We start from the raw sequence: 20,737 nt of genomic DNA on the forward strand, positions 1-20,737 counted from the left end.
CGATCATGGCTTGCGCAGGATCTTGTCGATGGCCTTGCCCTTCGCCAGCTCATCGATCAGCTTGTCGAGGTAACGGATATCCCGCATCGTCGGCTCCTCGATTTCCTCGACGTGGACGCCGCGGATCGTGCCCTTGATCAGGGACCGCGCGGGATTCATCGCGGGCGCCTGCGCGAAGAAGGTCTCGACATCGGTCTGTCGTTGCAGCTGGGCCTTCAACAGGCTCGTGAAGCGCGAAGCCCTTCCCGGGTCGACAGGCTGCGCATCGCCGATGCGTCGATCATGCCGGAGATCACCAGCGGCAACACGATGGCGCCGTGCGTCGTCATCGGCGAGCGCGCCGCAGACATCATCAAGGCGGCGCATGGCCTGAGTTAGTTCGGCAGACGGGCCCGTCGTGTCCCGGCGGGCCCGTCTGATCGCAATTTCATTCGCTCCGGGGCGGTAGGTGGCAGGCTCACCTCAGATCGCGGCCGGCAATTGTGAAGAGACGTTTTGATGACAAACGAGTTGATCCTGCTCGGCCTCCATGTCCGGCTCTGGCTCGACCTGCGCGTTGCGCTCTATCTGCGGCGGCGCGCAGCGATGCTCCGGACGCGCGACCGCGTGCCGTCGCGTGAAGAGCTTCGCCTCCTCGACGGGGGGAAAGTGCCGCTGTCCTCCGGCGCGCCAAGGCGGCTGGTGCTGGTTCTGATATGATTGCGAGCCTCGTTGTCGATGCGCTGCAGCGCCAGGCTAGCCCGGCGCGAACATCGGAAACGACACGCCGAGCGCCCACGCCAGGATCAGGCCGAGGCCGATGCCCGCGGCGGTGGGCGAACCGGTCCTGCGGCCGACGCAGCCGCCGATCAGTCCGAACACGATGAAGAACAGCACGATGACGGGGATGATGATCAGCAGGAAGAACAGCCTGCGCAGATCGAGCGCGACCGCGCCGCCGAGCGAGGCCAGGAAGGCGGCTCTGATCCAGAGCGTGCGCCACCATGCGGCGCGGCCGCCCTGGTTGGCGATGCTGTCGGCGAGCATGGCAGGGATGGCGCCGACGGCGATGGCGGCGATGATCGGGAGGCGGGCGGGGATCGGCATGAAGGACGCGACATAGCGGTCGAGCGCACCGCCGAATACGAGGATGCCATAGGCGGCGAGCGCGAGCGCAGCAAACCATGCCACGCGACCGAAGCGAACCCCGTACCAGCGCAGCAGCGCCAGCGACAGCGTGCCATACACGAACAGATGCACGGCGAGATAGTCCGCGACCAGCACCGGCAGGAAGCGTGTATTGACCAATCGCAGCACCAGCGGCGTCAGCACTGCCGGAACCAGCGTGGCGATGGCCAGGCTGCGCAACGCCATCGGAGGCGGCGGCACATCGCCGTTCGGCAGCAGCTCGGCGAGAGGCCACGCCAGCAGGACGATGCCGGCGAGCAGCAGTGCGATCGCGCCGCCCGTGGCGGCGACCGGGCCGGTGCTGGCGCGGCCGAACACCTGATCGAGCCAGTCGCGCGCCTCGCGCAGCGCCGTCGTCGAATACAGCACGCTGACATGCTCGACGTCGGGGGCGACGACGGCGCGGCGCCGGTTGCCCGCGGCGGGATCACCCACGGTATCGCCTTCACGCGCGGCGGGATCGGCGAGCTGCAGGTTGCGCAATGCGTTGCGGCGGAGCGCGCCCTCCCATTCGCCGGTGATGACCAGCAAATTGCGCGGCGCGCTGGCCGTGACCGCCTCGGAGAACATCGAGATCGCCACCGTGGCCGAGATGCGCGGGTCGGCGATCGCCTGGCGCACGATGATGTCGGATGCCATCGAATGCCCGAGCAGCGCGACGCGGCCGTCGGCGCCCGGCAATGCCAAGGCGGCGTCGGTGACGCGGCCGATCTCGGCCATCAGCTTGCGCGTGGTGCCGTCGACGCGAGTGACGTCTCCGGACATCGGCGTCGGATTGCGGCCATGGCCTTCGAAGTCGAACGACACGGCGAGATAGCCGGCATGCGCCAAGGTCAGCGCATAGGCCTCCATGAACTGGCGCGAGCCGGCGAAGCCGTGCGCGATCACGACCACCGGCGATGCGGTCGGCCCTTCGCGCCGGTAGACGGTGATCGGTGTCGTGCCGGCCTGGAGCTGAGTGATGGTCACGCCGTCACGCGCGGCTTCGAGTCGCCATAACCCGGCGATGCAAAGGGCAAGCCCGGATAGCGCGGCCGCGAGCAATGCGACGTTCCGCATGCCGATGGCGTTTCGTCCGTGCCCCGCGCCGTGCATGATCTGCTCCGTTTCCCAGAATCTAGCGCATGGATCTGCGCCGTGACAGCGCCGGGGGCCGGTGACGGCACGCAGAGGGGCATGGCCGCCATCGAACGAAAATTACGCCGCTTCGTTGACAAGCCCGCGGGAGCGATATTCGTTGAGCGCTGAGAGGAGTACCCATGAAACCGGACGTGATCTGCCTGATGGCCTCGAGCGTCGATGGCCGGACCTGGCCGAGCCGCTGGAGGCCAAAGGGCTCGGGCGACCTGTTCGAGCAGGTCCACGAGCAACTCGGCGGCGATGCCTGGCTGATCGGCCGCGTCACCGGCCAGGAATTTGCCAAGGGCACAACCTATCCTGCGACGACCACCGAACGCTTCCCGCGCGAGAACTGGATCGCGAGGCGCGAGGCCAAGGCCTATGGCGTGGTGCTCGATGGCGAGGGCAAGATCTGCTGGGGGCGTTCCGACATCGGCGGCGATCCGATCGTCGTCGTGCTCACGGAAGCCGTATCGGATGCCCATCTCGCAGGTCTGCGCAGCGAGGGCGTCTCCTACATCTTCGCCGGCGAGACCTCGCTCGATCTGCCGCGCGTCCTCGACATCCTCTCGCGCGAGTTCGGCGTCAAGCGTCTGCTGCTCGAAGGGGGCGGCCATGTCAACGGCGCGTTCCTGCGCGCCGGGTTGGTCGACGAGCTCAATCTCGTGCTGTGTCCGGCCGTGGACGGTGCGAAGGGCTCGCCAATGGTGTTCGATTCCACGGAGGCCGAGTCCGACCAGCGCGCGCCTGTGACGGCGATGACGCTCGAAAGCACGACGGCACTGGAACGCGGAGCGCTGTGGTTGCGCTACAAGATCACCAACTCCGCCGCCGTGCCGGCGCAGGCCAGCCATGGCTGAGAGACGCGATCACGTCATCATCGTCGGCGCCGGCGCCGCGGGACTGATGGCCGCACGCGAGCTGTCGCGCGCCGGCCGCCGGGTGACGCTGCTGGAAGCGCGCGAGCGCTGCGGCGGCCGGATTCATCCGCTCAGCGAAGACGCGTTCGGATACAGGGCGGAGGCCGGCGCCGAGTTCATTCACGGTGACGCACCGGTCACCTATCGGCTGCTGGCCGAGGCCGGGCTCTCGGCGCAGCCGATCGAAGGCGAGCGCTGGCATGTCGCGAACGGAAGGTTCTCGCGCGGCGACCCTGCGGATGCGCAAATGGACCGGCTGCACGAGGTGCTGGCCAGGCTCGATGAAGACCTCACCGTCACCACGCTGCTCGCGCGTCATTTCGCGGGTCCCGAGTTTGCGGCCCTGCGCGATTCCGTGCTTGGGATGGTGCAGGGCTATGATGCCGCCGATCCCGATCGCGCCAGCGTGCTGGCGCTGCGCGAGGAGTGGATGGGCGGCGATCGCGGCGCGCAGACGCGCATCGTCAGGGGCTACGGCGCGCTGCTGGATCATCTCGTCGCCGAGTGCCGCGCGCGCGATGTGGTGTTTGCGTTCCAGTCGATCGTGACGGCGATCGAGAGCGCGGATGGTGGAGCGCTCGTCCGCTGTGCTGATGGCCAGACCTATCGCGGCGACGTCGTCATTCTCACCGTGCCGCTGCCGCTGTTATCGTCCATCACGCTGCCCGCGGCGATGCGGGCGCAGCTGGCGGCCTGCGCCGAAATCGGCTTCGGCAATGTGATCAAGCTGCTGCTGCGCTTCGAGCGGCGCTGGTGGACGGCGATGCCGGCGCATGACCTGTCGGACATTCTGTTCGTGCTGTCGGACGCAGACGTGCCGGTGTGGTGGACGCAGCACCCGAGCGATCATGCCGTGCTGACCGGCTGGCGCGCCGGTCCGCCCACCCGTGCCTTCGAGGCGCTCGACCAGGCCGCGTTGATCGAAGCCGGACTCGTGGCGCTTGCCGATATTTTCGCGAAGCCCGTGACCGTTCTCAGGCAGGAGCTGGCGGCAGCGCATGTCACCGATTGGAGCAAGGATCCGTTTGCCCGCGGCGCCTATTCCTACGCGACGCTCGCGACGCGTCAGGCGCAGGACGTGCTCGCGTCCTGGGACGGCGGCCCGGTGCTGATCTCCGGTGAGGCGTTGTATCAGGGACGGGACATGGGCACGGTCGAGGCAGCGCTGGCGAGTGGCCTGGCGACGGCGCGTCGCATCGTTGCGCGATGATTGCGTGACGTTGCGATCGCCGGACGGCCGCTTTATCGTTGGCGGATCACGGCACGAAAGGATCGTCATGCTCGACCACGTCGGTTTTCCCGTTTCCGATTTCGCGCGCGCCAAGGCGTTCTACGCCGCCGCGCTGGCGCCGCTCGGCTATGTGCTCATGATGGAGATCACCAACGAACAGACCGGAGGTCATGGTGAGCACGCCGGCTTCGGTGAGGGCCGGCCGGATTTCTGGATCGGCACCGGCGGGACGGCTGCGACCTCGACACACGTCGCCTTCCACGCCAAGGATCGCGCGACGGTCGACGCGTTCTACCGGGCGGCGATCGCGGCGGGTGGAACTGACAACGGCGCGCCGGGACTGCGGCCGCACTATCACCAGCACTATTACGGCGCCTTCGTGCGCGATCCCGACGGCAACAATGTCGAGGCGGTCTGCCACGCGCCGGAGTGAGGCGCCCCCTGACTAGACCGTCACCGGCATGTGCTCGGCTGCGGCGGCGAGGCTCGGCGCCACCACGATCTCGAGCTGCTGGCGCAGCCAGCGATGCAGCGGGTCCTCGTGATGGCGCAGATGCCAGACCATGTACATCGGCATCGGCGGGCAGGGGACGGGCACTGGTGCAATGCTGAGGCCGCGCAGCATGTAGGCGCGCAGCAGGCTCGGCAGGGTCGCGATCATGCGGCTTCCGCGCAGGAACGGACCGATGCCGCCGAACCCCGGCACCTGCGCGGCGAAGCGCCTGACGAGGCCGCGCTCGGCCAGGACCTCGTCGATGTCGAGCCGCCGGCGCGGCTCGTAGACCACCGTCACATGTTCGCTGGCGAGATAGTCTTCAAGCGACTGTGGCGGCTCACGCTGGCCGGCGTCGTAGAACACCCGGTAGCTGTCCTCGAACAGCCGCTTCTGCAGAATGTCGCTGCCCTCGGGCGGGCGCGGCGTGATGATCAGCTGGCAGTGCTCCTCGCGCAGCATCTCCGGCGTCGGCGCGCCCGAAGGGATCACGCGCAGGCTGAGGCCGGGGGCTTGCGCCCGCGCATAGCGGAGCAGGGAGGGTAGCAGCAGGTCGCGCTGCAGGTCGTTGGCGGCGATCGTCACCTGCGCGGAGATCTTGGTCGGCTCGAACGCAGCGGCGTGCGAGAAGCTCCGGAGGTCGTCGAGCAGGGCACGGGCGCGGAGCGCGAGCAACTGCGCATGCGCCGTCGGCACGATGCCGCGGCCGGATTTGACGAACAGCGGATCGCCGGTGATGGCCCGCAATTTGTCGAGCAGATGGCTGACGGCCGATTGCGTCACGCCCAGCCGGTGCGCGGCGCGCGTCACCGAGCCCTCCTCGGTTACGGCGAGCAGCAGCTGCAGCAGATGGCCGTCGAGGTCCAAATGATCGAATTGGCTCATGGATCAGATCGGGCGGGCGGCCTTTATCGGCGGTGTCTTCGGGCGATACTGGCGGGCATGGAACGCGCCGCGTTTGATCCAGATCAAATGCGGCCGGTCAGAACGCTTTCAGGGGAGGTTACAATGTCCGCCACATCGGCCCGGCAGCCCGTGCCCGGCACCACCATCTTCGACGGCGAGCAGGCCCGCAAGGGCTATGCGCTCAACAAGATGTGCTACTCGTTCAACGACGCTGCCAACCGCAAGGCCTTCGTCGCCGACGAGGACGGCTATTGCGCGAAGTACGGCCTCAATGCGCAGCAGCGCGCGGCGATCAAGAACCGCAACGTGCTCGAGCTGATCGAGGCCGGCGGCAACGCCTATTACCTCGCCAAGTTCGCCGGCATCTTCGGGCTCGACATGCAGGACATCGGCGCGCAGCAGACCGGTCTGACCAAGGAGCAGTTCAAGGCCAAGCTTCTGGCGGCGAGGGGGTAATCATCATGGCGAAGATCGTAGGCGCAATCACCACCTCCCACGTCCCGGCCATCGGCGGCGCCATCGCCAAGGGGCTGCAGCAGGATCCGTATTGGAAGCCGTTCTTCGACGGCTTCCCGCATGTGCGCGAATGGCTCGCCAAGGTGAAGCCCGACGTGGTCGTGCTGGTCTACAACGACCACGGCCTCAACTTCTTCCTCGACAAGATGCCGACCTTCGCGATCGGCGCGGCCGATGCCTACAGCAATGCCGACGAAGGCTGGGGCATCCCGCAGACCGCGCCGTTCAAGGGCGACAGCGAATTGTCCTGGCACCTGATCGAGCATCTGGTGAAGGAGGATTTCGATCTCGTGACCTGTCAGGAGATGACGGTCGATCACGCCTTCACCCTGCCGATGGCGCTGTGCTGGCCCGACCAGAAATGGCCGGTGCGCGTCGTGCCGGTGGTGGTCAATACCGTGCAGGCGCCGTTGCCCTCGGCTGCGCGGTGCTACAAGCTCGGCCAGGCGCTGGCGCGGGCGATTCAGGCCTGGCCGAAGGACGAGCGCGTCGTGGTGATGGGCACCGGCGGCCTGTCGCATCAGCTCGACGGCGAGCGGGCCGGCTTCATCAACAAGGACTTCGACGAGAAGTTCATGGCCAGCATGGTCGACGATCCCGCCTGGGCCACCAAGTACTCGACCACCGAGCTGGTCGAGCTGTCGGGCACGCAGGGCGTCGAGCTGCTGAACTGGATGGTCGCGCGCGGCACCCTGCCGGAGAAGGTCCGCAAGGAGCATTCCAACTACCACATCCCGATCTCGAATACGGCGACGGGGTTGATGGTGCTGGAGCCTGTGTAGCGGCGGCGTGTTGATCGGAGTGCGATGACTGACATCTGCTCCGACAACGACCATCACGCGGTATGGGTCCCGGCTCAAGGCCGGGACGACAGCGGTGGATTGGATCACAAGGGATCGCGGATGGGTTTGGCACGGACCGTGCCCAATCCCGGCGGTGTGGCACGATTGCGCCACATCACCGGTGTCGTCCCGGCGAACGCCGGGACCCATACCGCGGATGCTATCGAGGGACGTCGCTGTTAGTTGCCTGCTTTGATTGATGCCACCCGTGCGGCTGCCCCTCACCCCGACCCTCTCCCCGTGAAGAACGGGGAGAGGGAGGGCACCTTTCGTGGGGAGCGACAAGCGCGCCTCGACGCGCAGTCCTCAAGCCTCCGCCTCCTGCGCCTTCGCGCCTGATTTCAGCTTGGTCATGAACTCCTTGAACGCCGGGCCGAACTCGGCGAACAGCGGCTCGCCGCGGTGGTTGAGCATCACGCCGCCGAGCAGTTTGAGACCGGTGACGAAGGCCTTGCTATCATTGTGGTCGAACAAGCCGCGGCGCTGGACGCGGGCGACGATCTCGTTGAGATCGTCGTGGCTGGTGAAGGTGAAGTCGTAGCTCGGACCGACGGCGCCGTCGCGGGGCGGGCCGATGTCGGTCACCTCGATGGCGTAGGCGTGGGGCATGTCGATGCTCCTTTCAGTGTCTGAGTGTCAGGTCGCGGCGTCGTCGTCGCCCTGGATCTCGGCGATGGCGCGGGTGAGGATGCTGCTGACGCGCTTCGACTCCTCGTCGCTCCAGCCGCGCCGGTGCATCTTGAGCGCCATCTTCAGCGTCTGAACCGCTTGCATCACCTGTTCAGACGGACGCATGCCGCCCATCGAACGAGCCAGGATGCGCAGGCGGCTGAGCAGGCCGTCGATGGCCGCAGCGTCATCCTTGAGAGCCTGGCGGCCAGCCTCGGTGATCGCGAACAGCTTCTTGCCGCCCTCGGCCGAAGCGGCTTCGATCTGGCCCATGTCCTCGAGCAGGCTGAGGATCGGGTAGACCGAGCCGGGGCTCGGCGAATAGGCGCCGCCGACGAGCTCTTCGACCGCCTTGATCAGCTCATAGCCATGGCGTGGCTTCTCGCCGATCAACCACAGCAGCAGGCTACGCAGGTCACCGGGACCGAAGACACGGCCGCCGCCGCCACGCCCGAATTCCTCGCGGCCGCCGCGGCGACCACGTTCGAACAGGCCTGGTCCGCGCGGACCGAAGCCGCCGCCGCGCCCGCCCATGCGGATCTCGTCGGAAGCCTCGTCGAAGCCGTGATGCCCATGGTGACGTCCACGATGGCCCCAGCCGCGCTCCTGGCGGTCGTCATCGCAGCGCGAGCGGTCGAATGTCCAATGATGATGTCTCATACGATATGATCTCCGTTTCGTACGAACGATATATCGTTTCACTGCATCGTTTGTCAATGCTGATCGATGTAACTCCCTGGCTCAGCCATCAACAGCCTGATCTTACTAGATTTTCAAGGCACGGCCGGCGCCTCTCCGCCATGTGCCGCCACCTGGTGCGCTGTGCCTCGATGGGCGATCAGCGCATAAGCGACGGGAACCACGAACAGCGTGAACAGGGTGCCGATGGCGAGCCCGGTGGCGATGACGAGGCCCATGTTGAAGCGCGACACCGCGCCGGCGCCGCTCGCGGTGATCAGCGGGATGACGCCGAGCACCATCGCCGCCGTCGTCATCAGGATCGGCCGCAGGCGGACGGTGGCGGCCTCGATGATCGCCTCGGTGCGGTCCTTGCCGTGCTCGCGCAGCTCGTTGGCGACCTCGACCATCAGGATGCCGTGCTTGCTGACGAGGCCCATCAGCGTGACGAGGCCGACCTGGGTGTAGATGTTGATGCTGGCGCCGCCGATGCCGAGGCTGATGAACAGCAGCGCGCCGGCCAGCGACATCGGCACCGAGACCAGGATGATGATCGGATCGACGAAGCTGTTGAACAAGGCGGCGAGCGCCAGGAAGATGATGATCAGCGCGAACACGAAGGTGGTGACGAAGCCGCCGGACTCCTTCTCCAGCTGCCGCGACGCGCCGCCATAATCGATCGAATAGCCCGACGGCAGCGAGGTCGCGATCTCCTTCAACGCGGCGAGCGCATCGCCCATCGCCAGGCCGGGCATCGCCACGCCGGAGATCGTCGCGGCGTTGATCTGCTGGAAGTGGTTGAGCGACTCGGGGATCGTCTTGTGCTCGAGCCGGGCCACCGTCGAGAGCGGCACCATGGCGTTGCCGCTGGTGCGGATCGAGTAGTCGAGCAGCTGGTTGTCGGTCAGGCGGTCGTTCTGCCGGACCTGCGGGATCACCTTGTAGGAGCGTCCCTCCAGGCTGAAATAATCCAGATAGTTGCCGCCCAGCATCGTCGCCAGCGCGCCGCCGAGATCGCTCATCTTGAGGCCGAGATCGCCGGCCTTGTCACGATCGAACACGACGGTCGTCTGCGGCTTGTCGATCTTCAGGTCGGTGTCGAGGAAGATGAACTTGCCGCTCGCCAGGGCCTTGTTCATGAATTCGCGCGACACGTCGTTGAGCTCGGAGAACGATCCGGTGGTGCCGATCACGAACTGGATCGGCAGGCCGTTGCTGCCCGGCAGCGGTGCGGGCTGGAACGCGACCGAGCGGGCGCCGGCGATGCCGTTCAGCATCTGCTGGAATTCCGGCTGCAGGGTCTTGGTCGTCGCCTTGCGCTGATCCCAGGGCTTCAGGACCCAGCCGCCGATCGCCTGCGTCGGGGTGTCGATCTGGAACACGGTGCGGGTCTCCGGACGCTGCGCAATCAGGCCGAACAGCTGCTGGCCGTAGAACTCGCGCTGCTCGAGCGTGGCCGAAGGCGCCGAGTTGGTCAGCGACAGCACGATGCCCTGGTCCTCGTCCGGCGCGAGCTCGCTGGTCGAACTGACATAGAGCCAGGGGATCATGGCCAGCAGCAGGAGCGCGAACACGACGACCACCGGTTTGGTCGTGAACACGCTTTCGAGCGAGCGGCGGTAGCCGTGCGCGAGCCGCTCGAGCACGTGGTCGATGGCGCGGACCAGCCGCGCTTCCAGCGTCGTCGACTCGCGCTCGGTCCGGCGCAGCAGCCAGGCGCAGTTCATTGGCGACAAGGTGAGTGCGATCACCGCCGAGACCGTGACGGCGCCGGCCAGGGTGAAGGCGAACTCGGTGAACAGCGCGCCGGTCAGGCCACCCTGGAAGCCGACGGGCACATAGACCGCGATCAGCACCACGGTCATCGCGATGATCGGGCTCGCCAGCGCCCGCGCCGACTGGATCGCGGCCTCGACCGGCGAGACGCCCTCGTCGATCAGGCGATGGACCGCCTCGACGACGATGATGGCGTCGTCGACGACGAGGCCGATCGCGAGTACCAGCGCCAGCAGGGTCAGCAGGTTGATCGAGAAGCCCATCAGCAGCATCAGGCCGAAGGTGCCGATCAGCGACAGCGGGATCGCGATCACCGGGATCAGCACCGAGCGCCACGACCCCAGGAACATGAATACGACGACGATCACGATGCCGATGGCCTCGACAAGCGTATGGATCACCTCGTCGATCGACGAGTTCACGAAGTCGGTCGAGTCGTACAGGATCTCGCTGCTGATGCCGTTCGGCAGCTGGCGTTGGAGCTCCGGATAGACGGCCTTCACGCCGTTGATGACGTCGAGCAGATTGGCGGTCGGCGCCACCTGGATGCCGACATAGACCGCGGTGCGGCCGTTGAACCGCGTCGCGCTGTCGTAATCGTCGTTGCCGAGCGTGACGTTCGCGACATCGCGCAAGCGGATGATGGCGCCGTTGACCTGCTTGACGACGAGGTTGCGGTATTGCTCCAGCGAGTGGAGATTGGTGGCCGCCGCGAGGTCGACCTGCACCAGCCGGCCCTTCGTCGTTCCGAGCCCGGAGATGTAGTCGTTGCCCGACAGCGCCGTCGAGACGTCGGTCGCTGTCAGGCCGTAGGCGGCGAGCTTGTCGGGATCGAGCCAGGCGCGCAGCGCGAATTTCTTGGCGCCGAGCAGCTCTGCCGTCTGCACGCCGGACACGGCCTGCAGCTTCGGCTGTACCACGCGCGTGAGATAATCGGTGATCTGGTTCGGCGCCAGAACCTCGCTGGCGAAGCCGATATACATCGAATCAATGGTCTGGCCGACCTTCAGGGTGAGGGTCGGCTGCTGCGTGCCGGTCGGCAGCTGGTTCAGCACCGAGTTCACCTTGGCGTTGATCTCGGTCATCGCCTTGCCGGAATCATAGTTGAGCCGCAGGTTCACCGTGATCGTGCTGCTGCCGGTGACGCTGGTCGAGGTCATGTAGTCGATGCCGTTGGCCTGGGCGATCGCGTTCTCCAGCGGCGTCGTGATGAAGCCGGCGATGATGTCGCTGTCGGCGCCGGCATAAGCCGTGCTCACCGTGACGATCGCGTTCTGCGTGCGCGGATATTGCAGAATGGCGAGCGTCGTCATCGAGCGCAGGCCGAGCACGAGGATCAGCGCGCTGACCACGAGCGCCAGCACTGGCCGGCGGATGAAGATGTCTGTGAATCGCATGGATGATGGCTCAGGGCTGGACGGGTCTATTGATCGACGACATCAGGCGCGGCTTCGGCGACCGGCACGTGCGAATTGTCGACCTTGACCGGGCTGCCGTTGCGCAGCTTGATCTGCCCCGCGATCACCACCGTCTCGCCCGGCTTGACGCCGTCGGTGATCGCGATCCGGTCGCCCTTTGCCGGCTTGCTCTTGACGAACATCTGCCGCGCCTTGCCCTGACCGTCCTTGAGATCGTCGACGACGTAGACGAGGTCGCCATAGGGATTGCTGACAACGGCCGTGAGCGGAACGTTGACGAGCTGCTCGGGCTTGCCGATCGCGATCTCGACCTTGGCGAACATGCCCGGCAGCAGCCGCGCGGACTCGTTGTGCAGGGTGGCGCGGACCTGAACGTTGCGGCTCGAGGAATCGACCTTGGCGTTGATCGCCGAGATCTGACCGGTGAAGCGTTCGCCGGGGAAGGCATCGACGACGACGTCGACGTTCTGGCCGATGCGGATGTCGGCGAGCGATTGCTGCGGCAGATAGAAGTCGACGAAGATCGGATCGAGACTCTGCAAGGTTACGATGGACGTGCCCGCACTGAGGAACTGGCCGAGATCGACGGCGCGGATCCCGAGCCGGCCGGCGAAGGGGGCCTTCAACGTCTTCTGCTCGACGATCGCCTTCTGCTGCGCCACCAGGGCCTGCGCGTTCTTCAGATTGGCGCGGTCGGTGTCGAGGGTGGCCTGGCTCACCGCATTGAACTTGATCTGCTCCTCGTCGCGCTTGACGACGATGCCGTAGTTCTCCGCCGTTGCCTGCAGCGACTGCAGCTTGGCGACGTCATCGGTGGCAACGAGCTGCAGCAATTGCTGGCCCGCTTCGACCGTGTCGCCGGAGTTGAACTGGATGCTCTGAACGATGCCTGCGGCCTGCAGCGCCAGATCGGCGCCGTTGACGGCGCGCAGCGAGCCGATCGCGGTGAGGCCGGTGCGCCACGGCGCGCTCTGCGCGACCACTGTCGAGACCGTCTGCGGTGGGTTCGCCATGGCGCCAATGGCCTTGGCGATCATGACGCCCTTGAAGGTTTGAAAGCCGTAGAGGCCGCCGAACAGAACGGCCATCGCGGCCAGCATGATCGTCATGCGCTTCTTCATTACATTGCTTCCTGGGTCGTGCGATTGGGGCCGGCGAAATAGCCGGGATTGGCACGCGGCAGCGCCGCCGGGGTCTCGTCCTGGCGATTCCACCAGCCGCCGCCGAGCGCCTGGAACAAGGCCGCGGTGTCGGTGAAGCGCGTGGCTTGCGACTTGATGCGGGAGACGCGCGCGTTGAGATAGGATTGCTGCGCCGTGATGACGTTGGCGTAGGGCACGGCTCCGCTCTTGAACTGCTCGATCGCCATGGCGAGGCTGTCGGCGGTGGCCTTCTCGGCGGCGGCCTGGGCCTTCAAGGCCTCGGCGTCGTACTGGATGGCGCGCAGCGAGTCGGAGACGTTCTGGAACGCAGTGATGACCGTGCTCTTGTAGAGCGACAGGTCCTGCTCGAATGTCGCGACATTCGCCTCCTTGGTGTGATAGAGCGCGCCGCCGTCGATCAGCTTCTGGCTGACGCTGGAGGCTGCGTCCCACACGATCGTCGTCGGCGAGAACAGCCGTTCCGATCCGCTCGCGCCGTAGCTGCCTGACAAGGTCAGCTGCGGCAGCAGATTGGCAATGCCGACGCCGACCGTTGCGGTGGCCTGGTGCAACGTCGCCTCGGCTTGCCTTATGTCCGGACGCTGACGAACGAGCGAGGAGGGCAGCGACACCGGCAGCTTGCGCGGCAGCTTCAGCTCCGCCAACGTCACGTGCTCGCCGCGGTCCTGGTTCGGCAGCCGGCCGAGATAGGCCATCAGCTGATTGCGCTGCTGCGCCAGTTGCTTCTGCAGCGGCGCCAAGGTGGCCTTGGCCTGCGCCAGGGTCGCCTCCTGGGACAGCACGTCGGACTTGGAGATGGCGCCGACGTCGAACTGACGCTGGATGCGGCCGAGCTGATCGGTTTCGGCCTTGATGATCTCTTCCGTCGCCGCGATCTGGTCGCGCAGCGAGGCGTCGGTGATCGCAGCCGTGACGACATTGGCGGTCAGCGCCAGATAGGTCGCCTCCATCTTGAACGCCTGATAGTCGGCCTGCGCCTGCAGCGCCTCGACCTGTCGGCGCGTGCCGCCCCATAGATCGAGCGCATAGCTGACGCTCACCGAGGCACCGTAGAGCGTGTAGAGCGAGGTTTGGCCGGGCCACTGTCCCTGCTGCGTGCTGGACGCCTGCGTGCGCTCGGCCGATCCGCTCGCGCTGACTTGCGGAAACAGCGCGCCTTGTTGTGAGAGCGCATTCTCGCGTGCGGCGCGCAGCGCGAACTGAGCGGCCTCGACGTCCGGGTGGTTGCGAATCGCCTCCTCGACGAAGGCGTTGATCTGCCGGGAATGAAACAGCGCCCACCATGTGCCGGGCAGGTCGCTTCCGGGAGCGAAGCTCTGCGCATTGCCGCCGGGCGTGGTGGCGCTCGCCGTTGCTGCGAGGCGCCGCTCGGCGACGTAGCCGGTCGCGGCCGGCGCATCGGGCGACATGAAGTCGGGCCCCATGGCGCAGGATGCAAGCAGCACACTACAGCCGACGACGCCGAGCGGCGCAGAAGCTGCGCCACGTCTCAGGATAGGCCCCCGCAAGACCTGAAACATCCGGACATGATTCTTCATAAAACTAAACCGTTTCGTTCTTCTTGAGGGAACATGCGGCGCGTGTCAGGCTTGAGTCAAGTCACGTTGATGATAGGGAGAAGCATGGTCACATCTTCTTCGCATGCAGCGCCATCACCTGCAGTCGCAGGCTCTGCGCGCACGGAGCGCAAGCACGCGCAGATTCTCGCGAGCGCGCGGACGCTGTTCATGGCGGGCGGCTTCGACACCACCAGCGTGGATGCGATCGCGCGCCATGCCGGCGTGTCGAAGGCGACGGTCTATGGTCATTTCGCCGACAAGGACGCGCTGCTGCTCGCTTTGGTCGAGGCGGATTGCCGAAGCATGGGTGAGCAGCTGTGGATCCGGGACGGGCGGCCCATCGACCTCGAGCGCGACCTGCGCCAGATCGCACGCCGCTTCCTGGCGATGTTTCTCGACGGCCGGGGGCTGGCGATGCACCGGCTCGTGATGTCCTGCGCCTCTCGTTATCCGGCGATTGCCGAAGCGTTCATGACAGCGGGGCCGGACCGCTGCGAGGCGGAGGTCGCGGCGTTTCTACGCGCGGCGGAGGCGCAGGGGCTGATCGATGTCCCCAATGCCAGGCTCGCCGCCACGCAATTCCTCACCTTGATCCAGGGCCGGCTGCCGCTGACATGGGCGCTGTCCATGAAGGCACCGAGCGCGGCCGTGTACCGTGCCCAGATCGAGGGCGGAATCAAGGTGTTCACCGCGGCCTATGGACGGACAGGAGCGGGACCAAAGCGGCGGACGGGCGCCGTCTCGACCTCCGCCGCGCGGCGTCCGCTTGGAACGGCCGCCAGACGGCCGTGATCAGGAGATCGCGGATGACGCGACGGCCGGCTTGGCCGATGCGTCTCTTGTCCGCTTCGGCCGCCGCAGCCGGCGCTGCGTCCAGATCAGCACGCCGGTGACCAGCAGCGTGAGCAGCACGACCGAGATCAGCACATTGGCGGCACTGCCGATCAGCGACCAATTGCCTTCGTGCAGCAGCCGCACCCAGTTGCGCGGCAGCGCAGAGAGACCGTCCGCGGTGACGGCGTAGGCGCGCAGCTCGTCGCCCTCGATGATCCGCGCCAACATCCGCCCGCCGCGATTGCCGATCATGTTGACGGTGGCGAGGTCATGATCCTTGGCGACGATGCTGACCACGTCCGGCAGGGTGATCCGCTTGGTCGCCGCCGACGGCGTGCTGAAAAAGCTGTTGCTGGGATCGAGCAGGAGCCCGGTCAGCGGGCTCAGCAGGATCAGCGGCAGCGTGAACCACGCCGCGCCCTTGTGCCAGCCGGAGAGCGTGTTGCGCAGCCGCGGCAGCCCCATCAGGATGCCGATGATCATGATGACGATCATGCCGATGGTGGAGATCGTCGTGAGGCCCTCGATCCCGATCAGGTGCTCATGGGTCATGCGGGCCCACTGAAACAAGCTTCCCGTGACGGGCTTGTCTGCCACCGCACCCGTGGTCATGTCGAGCTCGGTGCCGGGCCGGCCCTGCAGGGTCAGATGCTGTGTCGCCGGATTGATGGAGATGCCGCGCGCCTTGCCTTCAGGATCATATTGCTTGATCAGCGCGACGACGCGCGCCGGATCGACACTTCCGGGCTTCACCGCCGCGACCTGGGCGATCGGCTCGAAGGAGAGAATCAGGCCGGTGACGATGATCACGAGCAGCGGCAGCGCGAAGGCCAGGCTGATCCAGCGGTGAAGTTTGAGCAGCAGCTGTTTGTTCATGATCGTCTCCGAATGACCGTCCGGCACATGGCGTGATGCGTCGGGACCGTTGTTCCCGGGCGTTCGCTCATCGACCATGTCCGATCGTTTCTCGCTGAGCGGCGGTGCAATCTGCATCCACCGCTTCGCCGCTACTTATTAGCTGAGCGTGCCGGTCGAACGAAGAGCAGAACTATTAATTTTAGGTCATGCGCCATTTGACCGGCATCAATGCGGCGAGAGCAGCGTCGTGCCTGCGCCGATGATTTCAATTTGCAACAATTTCCGTCTCGTCGCCATCGAGCGCCTGCTTCAAGCGCGTCGTATCCAGCGCGTTCTCCCACCTCGCGATCACGATGGTCGCCACTGCGTTGCCGATCAGGTTGGTTGGCGTCAGCCCCTGCGACATCAGGCGATGAATGCCGAGCACCAGCGCGACGCTGGCGACGGGGATGGTGCCGGTGGCCGCGAGCGTTGCGGCCAGCACGACGAAGGCGGCGCCGGCGATGCCCGCCGCACCTTTGGATGTCACCAGCAGGATCAGCAGCAGCCCGATCTGATGACCGATGTCCAACTGGGTGTTGGTGGCCTGCGCCAGGAAGACCGCGGCAGTGGCGAGGTAGAGGCAGGTGCCGTCGAGATTGAACGAATAGCCGGTCGGGATCACCAGCCCGACGATGCTGCGCTCACAGCCTGCGGCCTCCATCTTGGCCAGCATCCGCGGCAAGACCGTCTCGGACGAGGTGGTCGCGATGCAGACCAGCACTTCGTCGCGGAGGTAGCGGATCAGCTTCCAGACGCTGAACCCGGTAAAGGCGGCGATGGGACCGAGCACCCCGGCGATGAAGATCAGGCAGGTCAGATAGAAGCTGCCGAGCAGCAGGCCGAGCTTCGCCAGTGAGCCGATGCCGAACTTGCCGACGGTAAACGCAATGGCGCCGAAGGCGCCGAGCGGCGCTGCCCACATCACGATCCTGACCACGCCGAAGATCATCTGTCCGGCGACCTCGATCACGTCGGTCACCGGTTTGGCGCGATCACCGAGCCAGATCAACGCAAAGCCTGACATGACCGAGATGAACAGCACCTGCAGGATGTTGCCTTCCGCGAACGCGCCGACGAAGGTTTGCGGGATGATGTTGAGCAGGAACGGCACCAGGCCGACGGCCGCGGTCTGCTTGACGTAGGGCTCGATGACCGCGGAGTTGATCGTGGCCGGGTCGATGTTCATCCCGGCGCCGGGCTGGAAGAGATTGACTGCGGCGAGCCCGATGATCAGCGCGAGCGTCGTGATCACCTCGAAATAGACCAGCGCCTTGATCGCGACGCGGCCCACCTTGGCCATGTCCGCCATGTGGGCGATGCCGTTCACCACCGTGCAGAAGATGATCGGCGCGATCAGCATCCGAATCGCCTTGATGAAGGCATCGCCGAGCGGCTGCATCTGCGCGCCGAGATCCGGCTTCACCGCGCCGAGCAGGATGCCCGCAGCCATCGCGATCATGACCTGGACCCACAGCTCCTTCCACCAGGCGCGGCGGCTGCCTGCTTTGCTGTCGGCGGCGAGGGTCGTGGCAGTCATGATCGGTCCTGTCGATGAGGGGCTTGAAGCTCGAGCCGGTTGTGACTCAGCTCCTGGGCTCGAACTTGAACAGCCGTTCGGGATTGCTGACAAGCAGCTTTCGCTGAACGGCGGCGTCCGGGGCGTACAGCGGGATCAGATCGACCAGATCACCGTCATTGGGCATGATCTTGACGTTCGGGTGCGGCCAGTCGGTGCCCCAGATGACGCGATCCGGCGCGTTGTCGATCAGCTTCCGGGCGAACGGCACGGCGTCGTGGAACGGTGCACCGGCGGAAGCGCGCTCCGGACCGGTGATCTTGACCCAGCACCTGTCGTCGCCGGCCTGCAGGTCGAGCAGCGCCTTGAACTCCGCGTCGTCGATGCCTTTCGCGGCGCTGATCGTACCCATGTGGTCGATCACATACGTCACCGGCAGCGCCTTCAGGATCGGCACGAACTCCTGGATCGTACCGGCCTCGAGGTAGATGTCGACATGCCAGCCGATCGCCGCGACACGGTCGACCAGCGTGCGAAACACCTTCATGTCACCAACCCCGCCGAGCCGGCGCAGGAAGGCAAACCGACAGGCGCAGATGCCGGCCTTGCCGAGCGCTGCAAGGTCGGCCTCCGACATCGCCGCATTGATGTTGGCGACGCCCTTGTAATTGCCGTTGCTCTGCGCAATCGCGTCGGTGACGACGCGATTGTCGGTGCCGTGGACCGTAGCATTGACGATGACCGCGCGCTCGACCCCAATCTTCGCATGCAGCGCTCGGAACATCTCCAGCGACGCGTCGGGCGGGGTGTAGGGACGAGTTGGCGAGAACGGGTAGGTCGATGCCGGCCCGAAGATGTGGGTGTGGGTATCGACGCTGCCCGGCGGCGCCTTGAAGCTCGGGGTCTTGGTGGCAGGATCGGGGCCCGCAATTGTGGGGATCTTGGCCTCCTCGGCAGCAAGTGACGCGGGGACCGTGCCGAGCACGGTAGCCGTACCCAGTCCGGCCATGGTGGCCAGCAGATCTCGTCGCAACATCGCAGTGTCCTTCCCCCAAAAATCGTCGACGTCACGGGCAGACGTCGCCTGCCAGTCCACCGGCCGCTTTCGTGTTCGCTATCTTCACGCTGCCGCTCAGAGATCAGGCAGCCTTGCAACGTGACGTCGTGATCATGGCGTCCTCCCGATCCGGCGCCTTAGGGCGTCGGTGTTTGCAGCGGCCGATCACGTTGGTCCGATCTGTTCCAGGCGCGAAGATCTGGCAGCCTTCGGAATATGACAAGAAGCATTGGGCGAACGGTCAGTTCTCTTGGTTGGACAATGCTCTGTAGCCAGATTGGCAAGGCGGCGGGCACGGCGGTTCGAGGTGCATTGCAGCGCATGCGCGCGAGCGCAGGCGGCGCTTCGACCAATCTGCTGGAACGGGCTTCCATCGCGCAGCGCCGCTGGATTGTTCGCACGGCGGAAAGGCAAGTTGCATCAACGCTATGGTGTGCGTTCTGGTCATGCGCCGGCAGCCTGAAGCGGCGTTGTGGGGACCGCACGCGCAATGCTATGCGATCACAAAGGCCGTCGTGCCGGCGCTGTGCGGCGGCCAAACCAACGACAACATCGGGCAAAGGAAACACCATGGTCGACGCGCTCATCATCGACGCTTGCAGGACCCCGCGCGGCATCGGCAAGGCAGGCAAGGGCGCGCTCGCCGGGCTGCATCCCCAGCACCTCGGCGCCACCGTGCTGCGCGCGCTGGCCGACCGGACCGGCATCAACACCGCCGATGTCGACGACATCATCTGGGGCTGCTCGTCGCAGCGCGGCCCCCAGAGCGGCGACCTCGGCCGCATGTCGGCACTCGATGCCGGCTACGACATCCGCGCCTCCGGCGTCACGCTCGACCGCTTCTGCGGCTCCGGCATCACCAGCGTCAACATCGCAGCAAGCTCGATCATGGCGGGACAAGAGGATCTCGTCATCGCCGGCGGCTGCGAGATGATGTCGATGGAGGGCCGGCGCGGCGAGGGGCCGCTGATGATGGATGCCGGCAATCTGCATCTGCGCGCGCTGCATCCGCAGTCGCATCAGGGCGTCTGCGCCGATGCCATTGCCACCATGGAAGGCATCACCCGCGCCGACGTCGACGCTCTCGGGCTGGAGAGCCAGAAGCGTGCGGCCGCGGCGATCCAGGCCGGGCATTTCAACAAGAGCCTGGTGCCGGTCCATCGCGACGACGGCAGCCTGGCGCTCGACCACGAGGAGTATCCACGGCCGCAGACCACCGCCGAGGCGCTGGCCGGGCTGAAGCCGGCGTTCCCGGCGGTCGCCGATTATGCGCTCGACGACAAGGGCACCACCTATCGGGGTCTGATCCTGCAGCGCTATCCCGGCCTCGAGATCGAGTTCATGCACCACGCCGGCAATTCCTCCGGCGTGGTCGATGGCTCGGCTGCGATCCTCCTGGCATCGCCATCCTACGCCAGGGCGCACGGCCTCAAGCCCCGCGCGCGCGTCGTGGCGATGGCCAATATGGGCGATGATCCGACGCTGATGCTGAACGCGCCGGTGCCGGCGACCCGCAAGGTGCTGGCCAAGGCCGGGCTCACGCTGGACGACATCGACCTGTTCGAGATCAACGAGGCGTTCGCGGTCGTGGCCGAGAAGTACATCCGTGACCTCAAGCTCGATCGCGCCAAGGTCAATGTGAACGGCGGCTCGATCGCGCTGGGGCATCCGATCGGCGCCACCGGTTCGATCCTGATCGGCACCTTGCTGGACGAATTGGAGCGGCGTGATCTCAAGCGCGGCCTGGTCACGATGTGCGCGGCCGGCGGCATGGCCCCGGCGATCATCATCGAGCGGGTGTGAGGCGGCTGGTCTCATCTGCATGATCTCATCTTGCAGTCCGTGCGCCCGCTGCGACCGCTCCGCAGCGGGCGCTGACGTTTTGGCGTTTGCGGCTCTCGCCGCTTGGCGCCGTTGATGTTTCGCTCCTCCCGGGTGGGCCGTGGCGGTTCCACTTTCCGGACCGGTCAACC

Annotated in this window: 18 protein-coding genes and 2 pseudogenes; 9 read left to right on the forward strand and 11 right to left on the reverse strand. The window is 66.1% G+C overall.

All coding sequences use genetic code 11. The features are described 5' to 3' along the window. Positions 1-3: 3 nt before the first annotated feature. Positions 4-216, reverse strand: a pseudogene (locus QX108_RS20270) (DUF2200 family protein); the annotation flags it as partial. Positions 217-249: 33 nt separating this feature from the next. Between QX108_RS20270 and QX108_RS20275 the strand changes: the two are divergent. Then, a pseudogene (locus QX108_RS20275) lies at positions 250-378 on the forward strand (GMC oxidoreductase); the annotation flags it as partial. A gap of 120 nt (positions 379-498) precedes the next feature. Next, positions 499-699 (forward strand): hypothetical protein, encoded by a 201-nt coding sequence (locus QX108_RS20280; protein ID WP_315782798.1) that lies wholly within the window; start codon positions 499-501, stop codon positions 697-699. A gap of 36 nt (positions 700-735) precedes the next feature. Here QX108_RS20280 and QX108_RS20285 read toward each other — a convergent pair whose 3' ends face one another. Then, positions 736-2,262, reverse strand: coding sequence for a serine aminopeptidase domain-containing protein (locus QX108_RS20285; protein WP_315782796.1), 1,527 nt, complete (start codon positions 2,260-2,262; stop codon positions 736-738). A 164-nt stretch (positions 2,263-2,426) separates the two neighbouring features. Between QX108_RS20285 and QX108_RS20290 the strand changes: the two genes are divergently transcribed. From QX108_RS20290 to QX108_RS20300, 3 genes are all read left to right on the forward strand, one after another. After that, positions 2,427-3,146, forward strand: a complete 720-nt coding sequence (locus tag QX108_RS20290; RefSeq protein ID WP_315782794.1) for a RibD family protein — start codon at positions 2,427-2,429, stop codon at positions 3,144-3,146. Continuing rightward, the gene (locus QX108_RS20295; protein ID WP_315782792.1) at positions 3,139-4,416 is read left to right on the forward strand and encodes an NAD(P)/FAD-dependent oxidoreductase; all 1,278 of its coding nucleotides are present in this window, start codon (positions 3,139-3,141) and stop codon (positions 4,414-4,416) included. The genes QX108_RS20290 and QX108_RS20295 overlap by 8 nt, the downstream gene beginning before the upstream one ends. 67 nt (positions 4,417-4,483) lie before the next feature. Then, a complete protein-coding gene (locus tag QX108_RS20300; RefSeq protein ID WP_315782790.1) occupies positions 4,484-4,870 on the forward strand; it encodes a VOC family protein in 387 nt (128 codons plus the stop codon). Positions 4,871-4,882: 12 nt separating this feature from the next. Here the strand turns inward: QX108_RS20300 and QX108_RS20305 are convergent, their stop codons facing one another. Further along, positions 4,883-5,815: a LysR family transcriptional regulator gene (locus QX108_RS20305; protein WP_315782788.1), complete on the reverse strand. Its 933-nt coding sequence runs from the start codon at positions 5,813-5,815 to the stop codon at positions 4,883-4,885. A 123-nt stretch (positions 5,816-5,938) separates the two neighbouring features. On the opposite strand from QX108_RS20305, the gene QX108_RS20310 reads away from it, so the two are divergent. Then, positions 5,939-6,292 (forward strand): protocatechuate 4,5-dioxygenase subunit alpha, encoded by a 354-nt coding sequence (locus tag QX108_RS20310; protein ID WP_315782786.1) that lies wholly within the window; start codon positions 5,939-5,941, stop codon positions 6,290-6,292. A 5-nt stretch (positions 6,293-6,297) separates the two neighbouring features. Continuing rightward, a complete protein-coding gene (locus QX108_RS20315; RefSeq protein ID WP_315719042.1) occupies positions 6,298-7,134 on the forward strand; it encodes a class III extradiol dioxygenase family protein in 837 nt (278 codons plus the stop codon). Positions 7,135-7,500: 366 nt separating this feature from the next. Here QX108_RS20315 and QX108_RS20320 read toward each other — a convergent pair whose 3' ends face one another. From QX108_RS20320 to QX108_RS20340, 5 genes are all read right to left on the reverse strand, one after another. After that, complete coding sequence (locus tag QX108_RS20320; RefSeq protein ID WP_315782784.1) at positions 7,501-7,803, reverse strand: DUF3861 domain-containing protein; 303 nt, start codon at positions 7,801-7,803, stop codon at positions 7,501-7,503. 27 nt (positions 7,804-7,830) lie between these two features. After that, positions 7,831-8,523 carry a PadR family transcriptional regulator gene (locus tag QX108_RS20325; protein ID WP_315782782.1) on the reverse strand — a complete coding sequence of 231 codons (693 nt, stop codon included), beginning with the start codon at positions 8,521-8,523 and terminating at the stop codon, positions 7,831-7,833. 113 nt (positions 8,524-8,636) lie between these two features. Further along, on the reverse strand, positions 8,637-11,714 hold the full coding sequence (locus tag QX108_RS20330) for an efflux RND transporter permease subunit (RefSeq protein ID WP_315782780.1): 3,078 nt from the start codon (positions 11,712-11,714) through the stop codon (positions 8,637-8,639). 26 nt (positions 11,715-11,740) lie between these two features. After that, complete coding sequence (locus tag QX108_RS20335; RefSeq protein ID WP_315719046.1) at positions 11,741-12,856, reverse strand: efflux RND transporter periplasmic adaptor subunit; 1,116 nt, start codon at positions 12,854-12,856, stop codon at positions 11,741-11,743. Next, a complete protein-coding gene (locus QX108_RS20340) occupies positions 12,856-14,436 on the reverse strand; it encodes an efflux transporter outer membrane subunit (protein WP_315782778.1) in 1,581 nt (526 codons plus the stop codon). Before QX108_RS20340 ends, QX108_RS20335 begins: the two co-directional genes overlap by 1 nt. 84 nt (positions 14,437-14,520) lie before the next feature. On the opposite strand from QX108_RS20340, the gene QX108_RS20345 reads away from it, so the two are divergent. Continuing rightward, positions 14,521-15,249 (forward strand): TetR/AcrR family transcriptional regulator, encoded by a 729-nt coding sequence (locus QX108_RS20345; protein WP_315782776.1) that lies wholly within the window; start codon positions 14,521-14,523, stop codon positions 15,247-15,249. On the opposite strand, the gene QX108_RS20350 is transcribed toward QX108_RS20345, so the two are convergent. From QX108_RS20350 to QX108_RS20360, 3 genes are all read right to left on the reverse strand, one after another. Beyond that, the gene (locus QX108_RS20350; RefSeq protein WP_315782774.1) at positions 15,250-16,167 is read right to left on the reverse strand and encodes a PepSY-associated TM helix domain-containing protein; all 918 of its coding nucleotides are present in this window, start codon (positions 16,165-16,167) and stop codon (positions 15,250-15,252) included. A gap of 247 nt (positions 16,168-16,414) precedes the next feature. After that, entirely contained in the window at positions 16,415-17,728 is a 1,314-nt protein-coding gene (gene dctA, locus QX108_RS20355) for a C4-dicarboxylate transporter DctA (protein WP_315782772.1), read from the reverse strand. A 46-nt stretch (positions 17,729-17,774) separates the two neighbouring features. Further along, positions 17,775-18,743 (reverse strand): amidohydrolase family protein, encoded by a 969-nt coding sequence (locus QX108_RS20360; RefSeq protein WP_315782770.1) that lies wholly within the window; start codon positions 18,741-18,743, stop codon positions 17,775-17,777. 591 nt (positions 18,744-19,334) lie between these two features. Here QX108_RS20360 and QX108_RS20365 point away from each other — a divergent pair. Further along, positions 19,335-20,567, forward strand: coding sequence for an acetyl-CoA C-acetyltransferase (locus tag QX108_RS20365; RefSeq protein ID WP_315719052.1), 1,233 nt, complete (start codon positions 19,335-19,337; stop codon positions 20,565-20,567). The last annotated feature ends 170 nt before the right edge of the window (positions 20,568-20,737 follow it).

The sequence above is a fragment of the Bradyrhizobium sp. SZCCHNR1002 genome (assembly GCF_032381435.1).
GTDB classification, from domain to species: domain Bacteria; phylum Pseudomonadota; class Alphaproteobacteria; order Rhizobiales; family Xanthobacteraceae; genus Bradyrhizobium; species Bradyrhizobium aeschynomenes.

Excerpts from the sequence above, each read along its gene's own strand:
- dctA (WP_315782772.1), bottom strand. The coding sequence starts at position 17,728 with ATGACTGCCACGACCCTCGCCGCCGACAGCAAAGCAGGCAGCCGCCGC.
- QX108_RS20335 (WP_315719046.1), bottom strand. The coding sequence starts at position 12,856 with ATGAAGAAGCGCATGACGATCATGCTGGCCGCGATGGCCGTTCTGTTC.
- QX108_RS20365 (WP_315719052.1), top strand. The coding sequence starts at position 19,335 with ATGGTCGACGCGCTCATCATCGACGCTTGCAGGACCCCGCGCGGCATC.
- QX108_RS20325 (WP_315782782.1), bottom strand. The coding sequence starts at position 8,523 with ATGAGACATCATCATTGGACATTCGACCGCTCGCGCTGCGATGACGAC.
- QX108_RS20350 (WP_315782774.1), bottom strand. The coding sequence starts at position 16,167 with ATGAACAAACAGCTGCTGCTCAAACTTCACCGCTGGATCAGCCTGGCC.
- QX108_RS20360 (WP_315782770.1), bottom strand. The coding sequence starts at position 18,743 with ATGTTGCGACGAGATCTGCTGGCCACCATGGCCGGACTGGGTACGGCT.
- QX108_RS20280 (WP_315782798.1), top strand. The coding sequence starts at position 499 with ATGACAAACGAGTTGATCCTGCTCGGCCTCCATGTCCGGCTCTGGCTC.
- QX108_RS20305 (WP_315782788.1), bottom strand. The coding sequence starts at position 5,815 with ATGAGCCAATTCGATCATTTGGACCTCGACGGCCATCTGCTGCAGCTG.
- QX108_RS20295 (WP_315782792.1), top strand. The coding sequence starts at position 3,139 with ATGGCTGAGAGACGCGATCACGTCATCATCGTCGGCGCCGGCGCCGCG.
- QX108_RS20310 (WP_315782786.1), top strand. The coding sequence starts at position 5,939 with ATGTCCGCCACATCGGCCCGGCAGCCCGTGCCCGGCACCACCATCTTC.
- QX108_RS20315 (WP_315719042.1), top strand. The coding sequence starts at position 6,298 with ATGGCGAAGATCGTAGGCGCAATCACCACCTCCCACGTCCCGGCCATC.
- QX108_RS20320 (WP_315782784.1), bottom strand. The coding sequence starts at position 7,803 with ATGCCCCACGCCTACGCCATCGAGGTGACCGACATCGGCCCGCCCCGC.
- QX108_RS20290 (WP_315782794.1), top strand. The coding sequence starts at position 2,427 with ATGAAACCGGACGTGATCTGCCTGATGGCCTCGAGCGTCGATGGCCGG.
- QX108_RS20345 (WP_315782776.1), top strand. The coding sequence starts at position 14,521 with ATGGTCACATCTTCTTCGCATGCAGCGCCATCACCTGCAGTCGCAGGC.
- QX108_RS20340 (WP_315782778.1), bottom strand. The coding sequence starts at position 14,436 with ATGAAGAATCATGTCCGGATGTTTCAGGTCTTGCGGGGGCCTATCCTG.
- QX108_RS20300 (WP_315782790.1), top strand. The coding sequence starts at position 4,484 with ATGCTCGACCACGTCGGTTTTCCCGTTTCCGATTTCGCGCGCGCCAAG.
- QX108_RS20285 (WP_315782796.1), bottom strand. The coding sequence starts at position 2,262 with ATGCACGGCGCGGGGCACGGACGAAACGCCATCGGCATGCGGAACGTC.
- QX108_RS20330 (WP_315782780.1), bottom strand. The coding sequence starts at position 11,714 with ATGCGATTCACAGACATCTTCATCCGCCGGCCAGTGCTGGCGCTCGTG.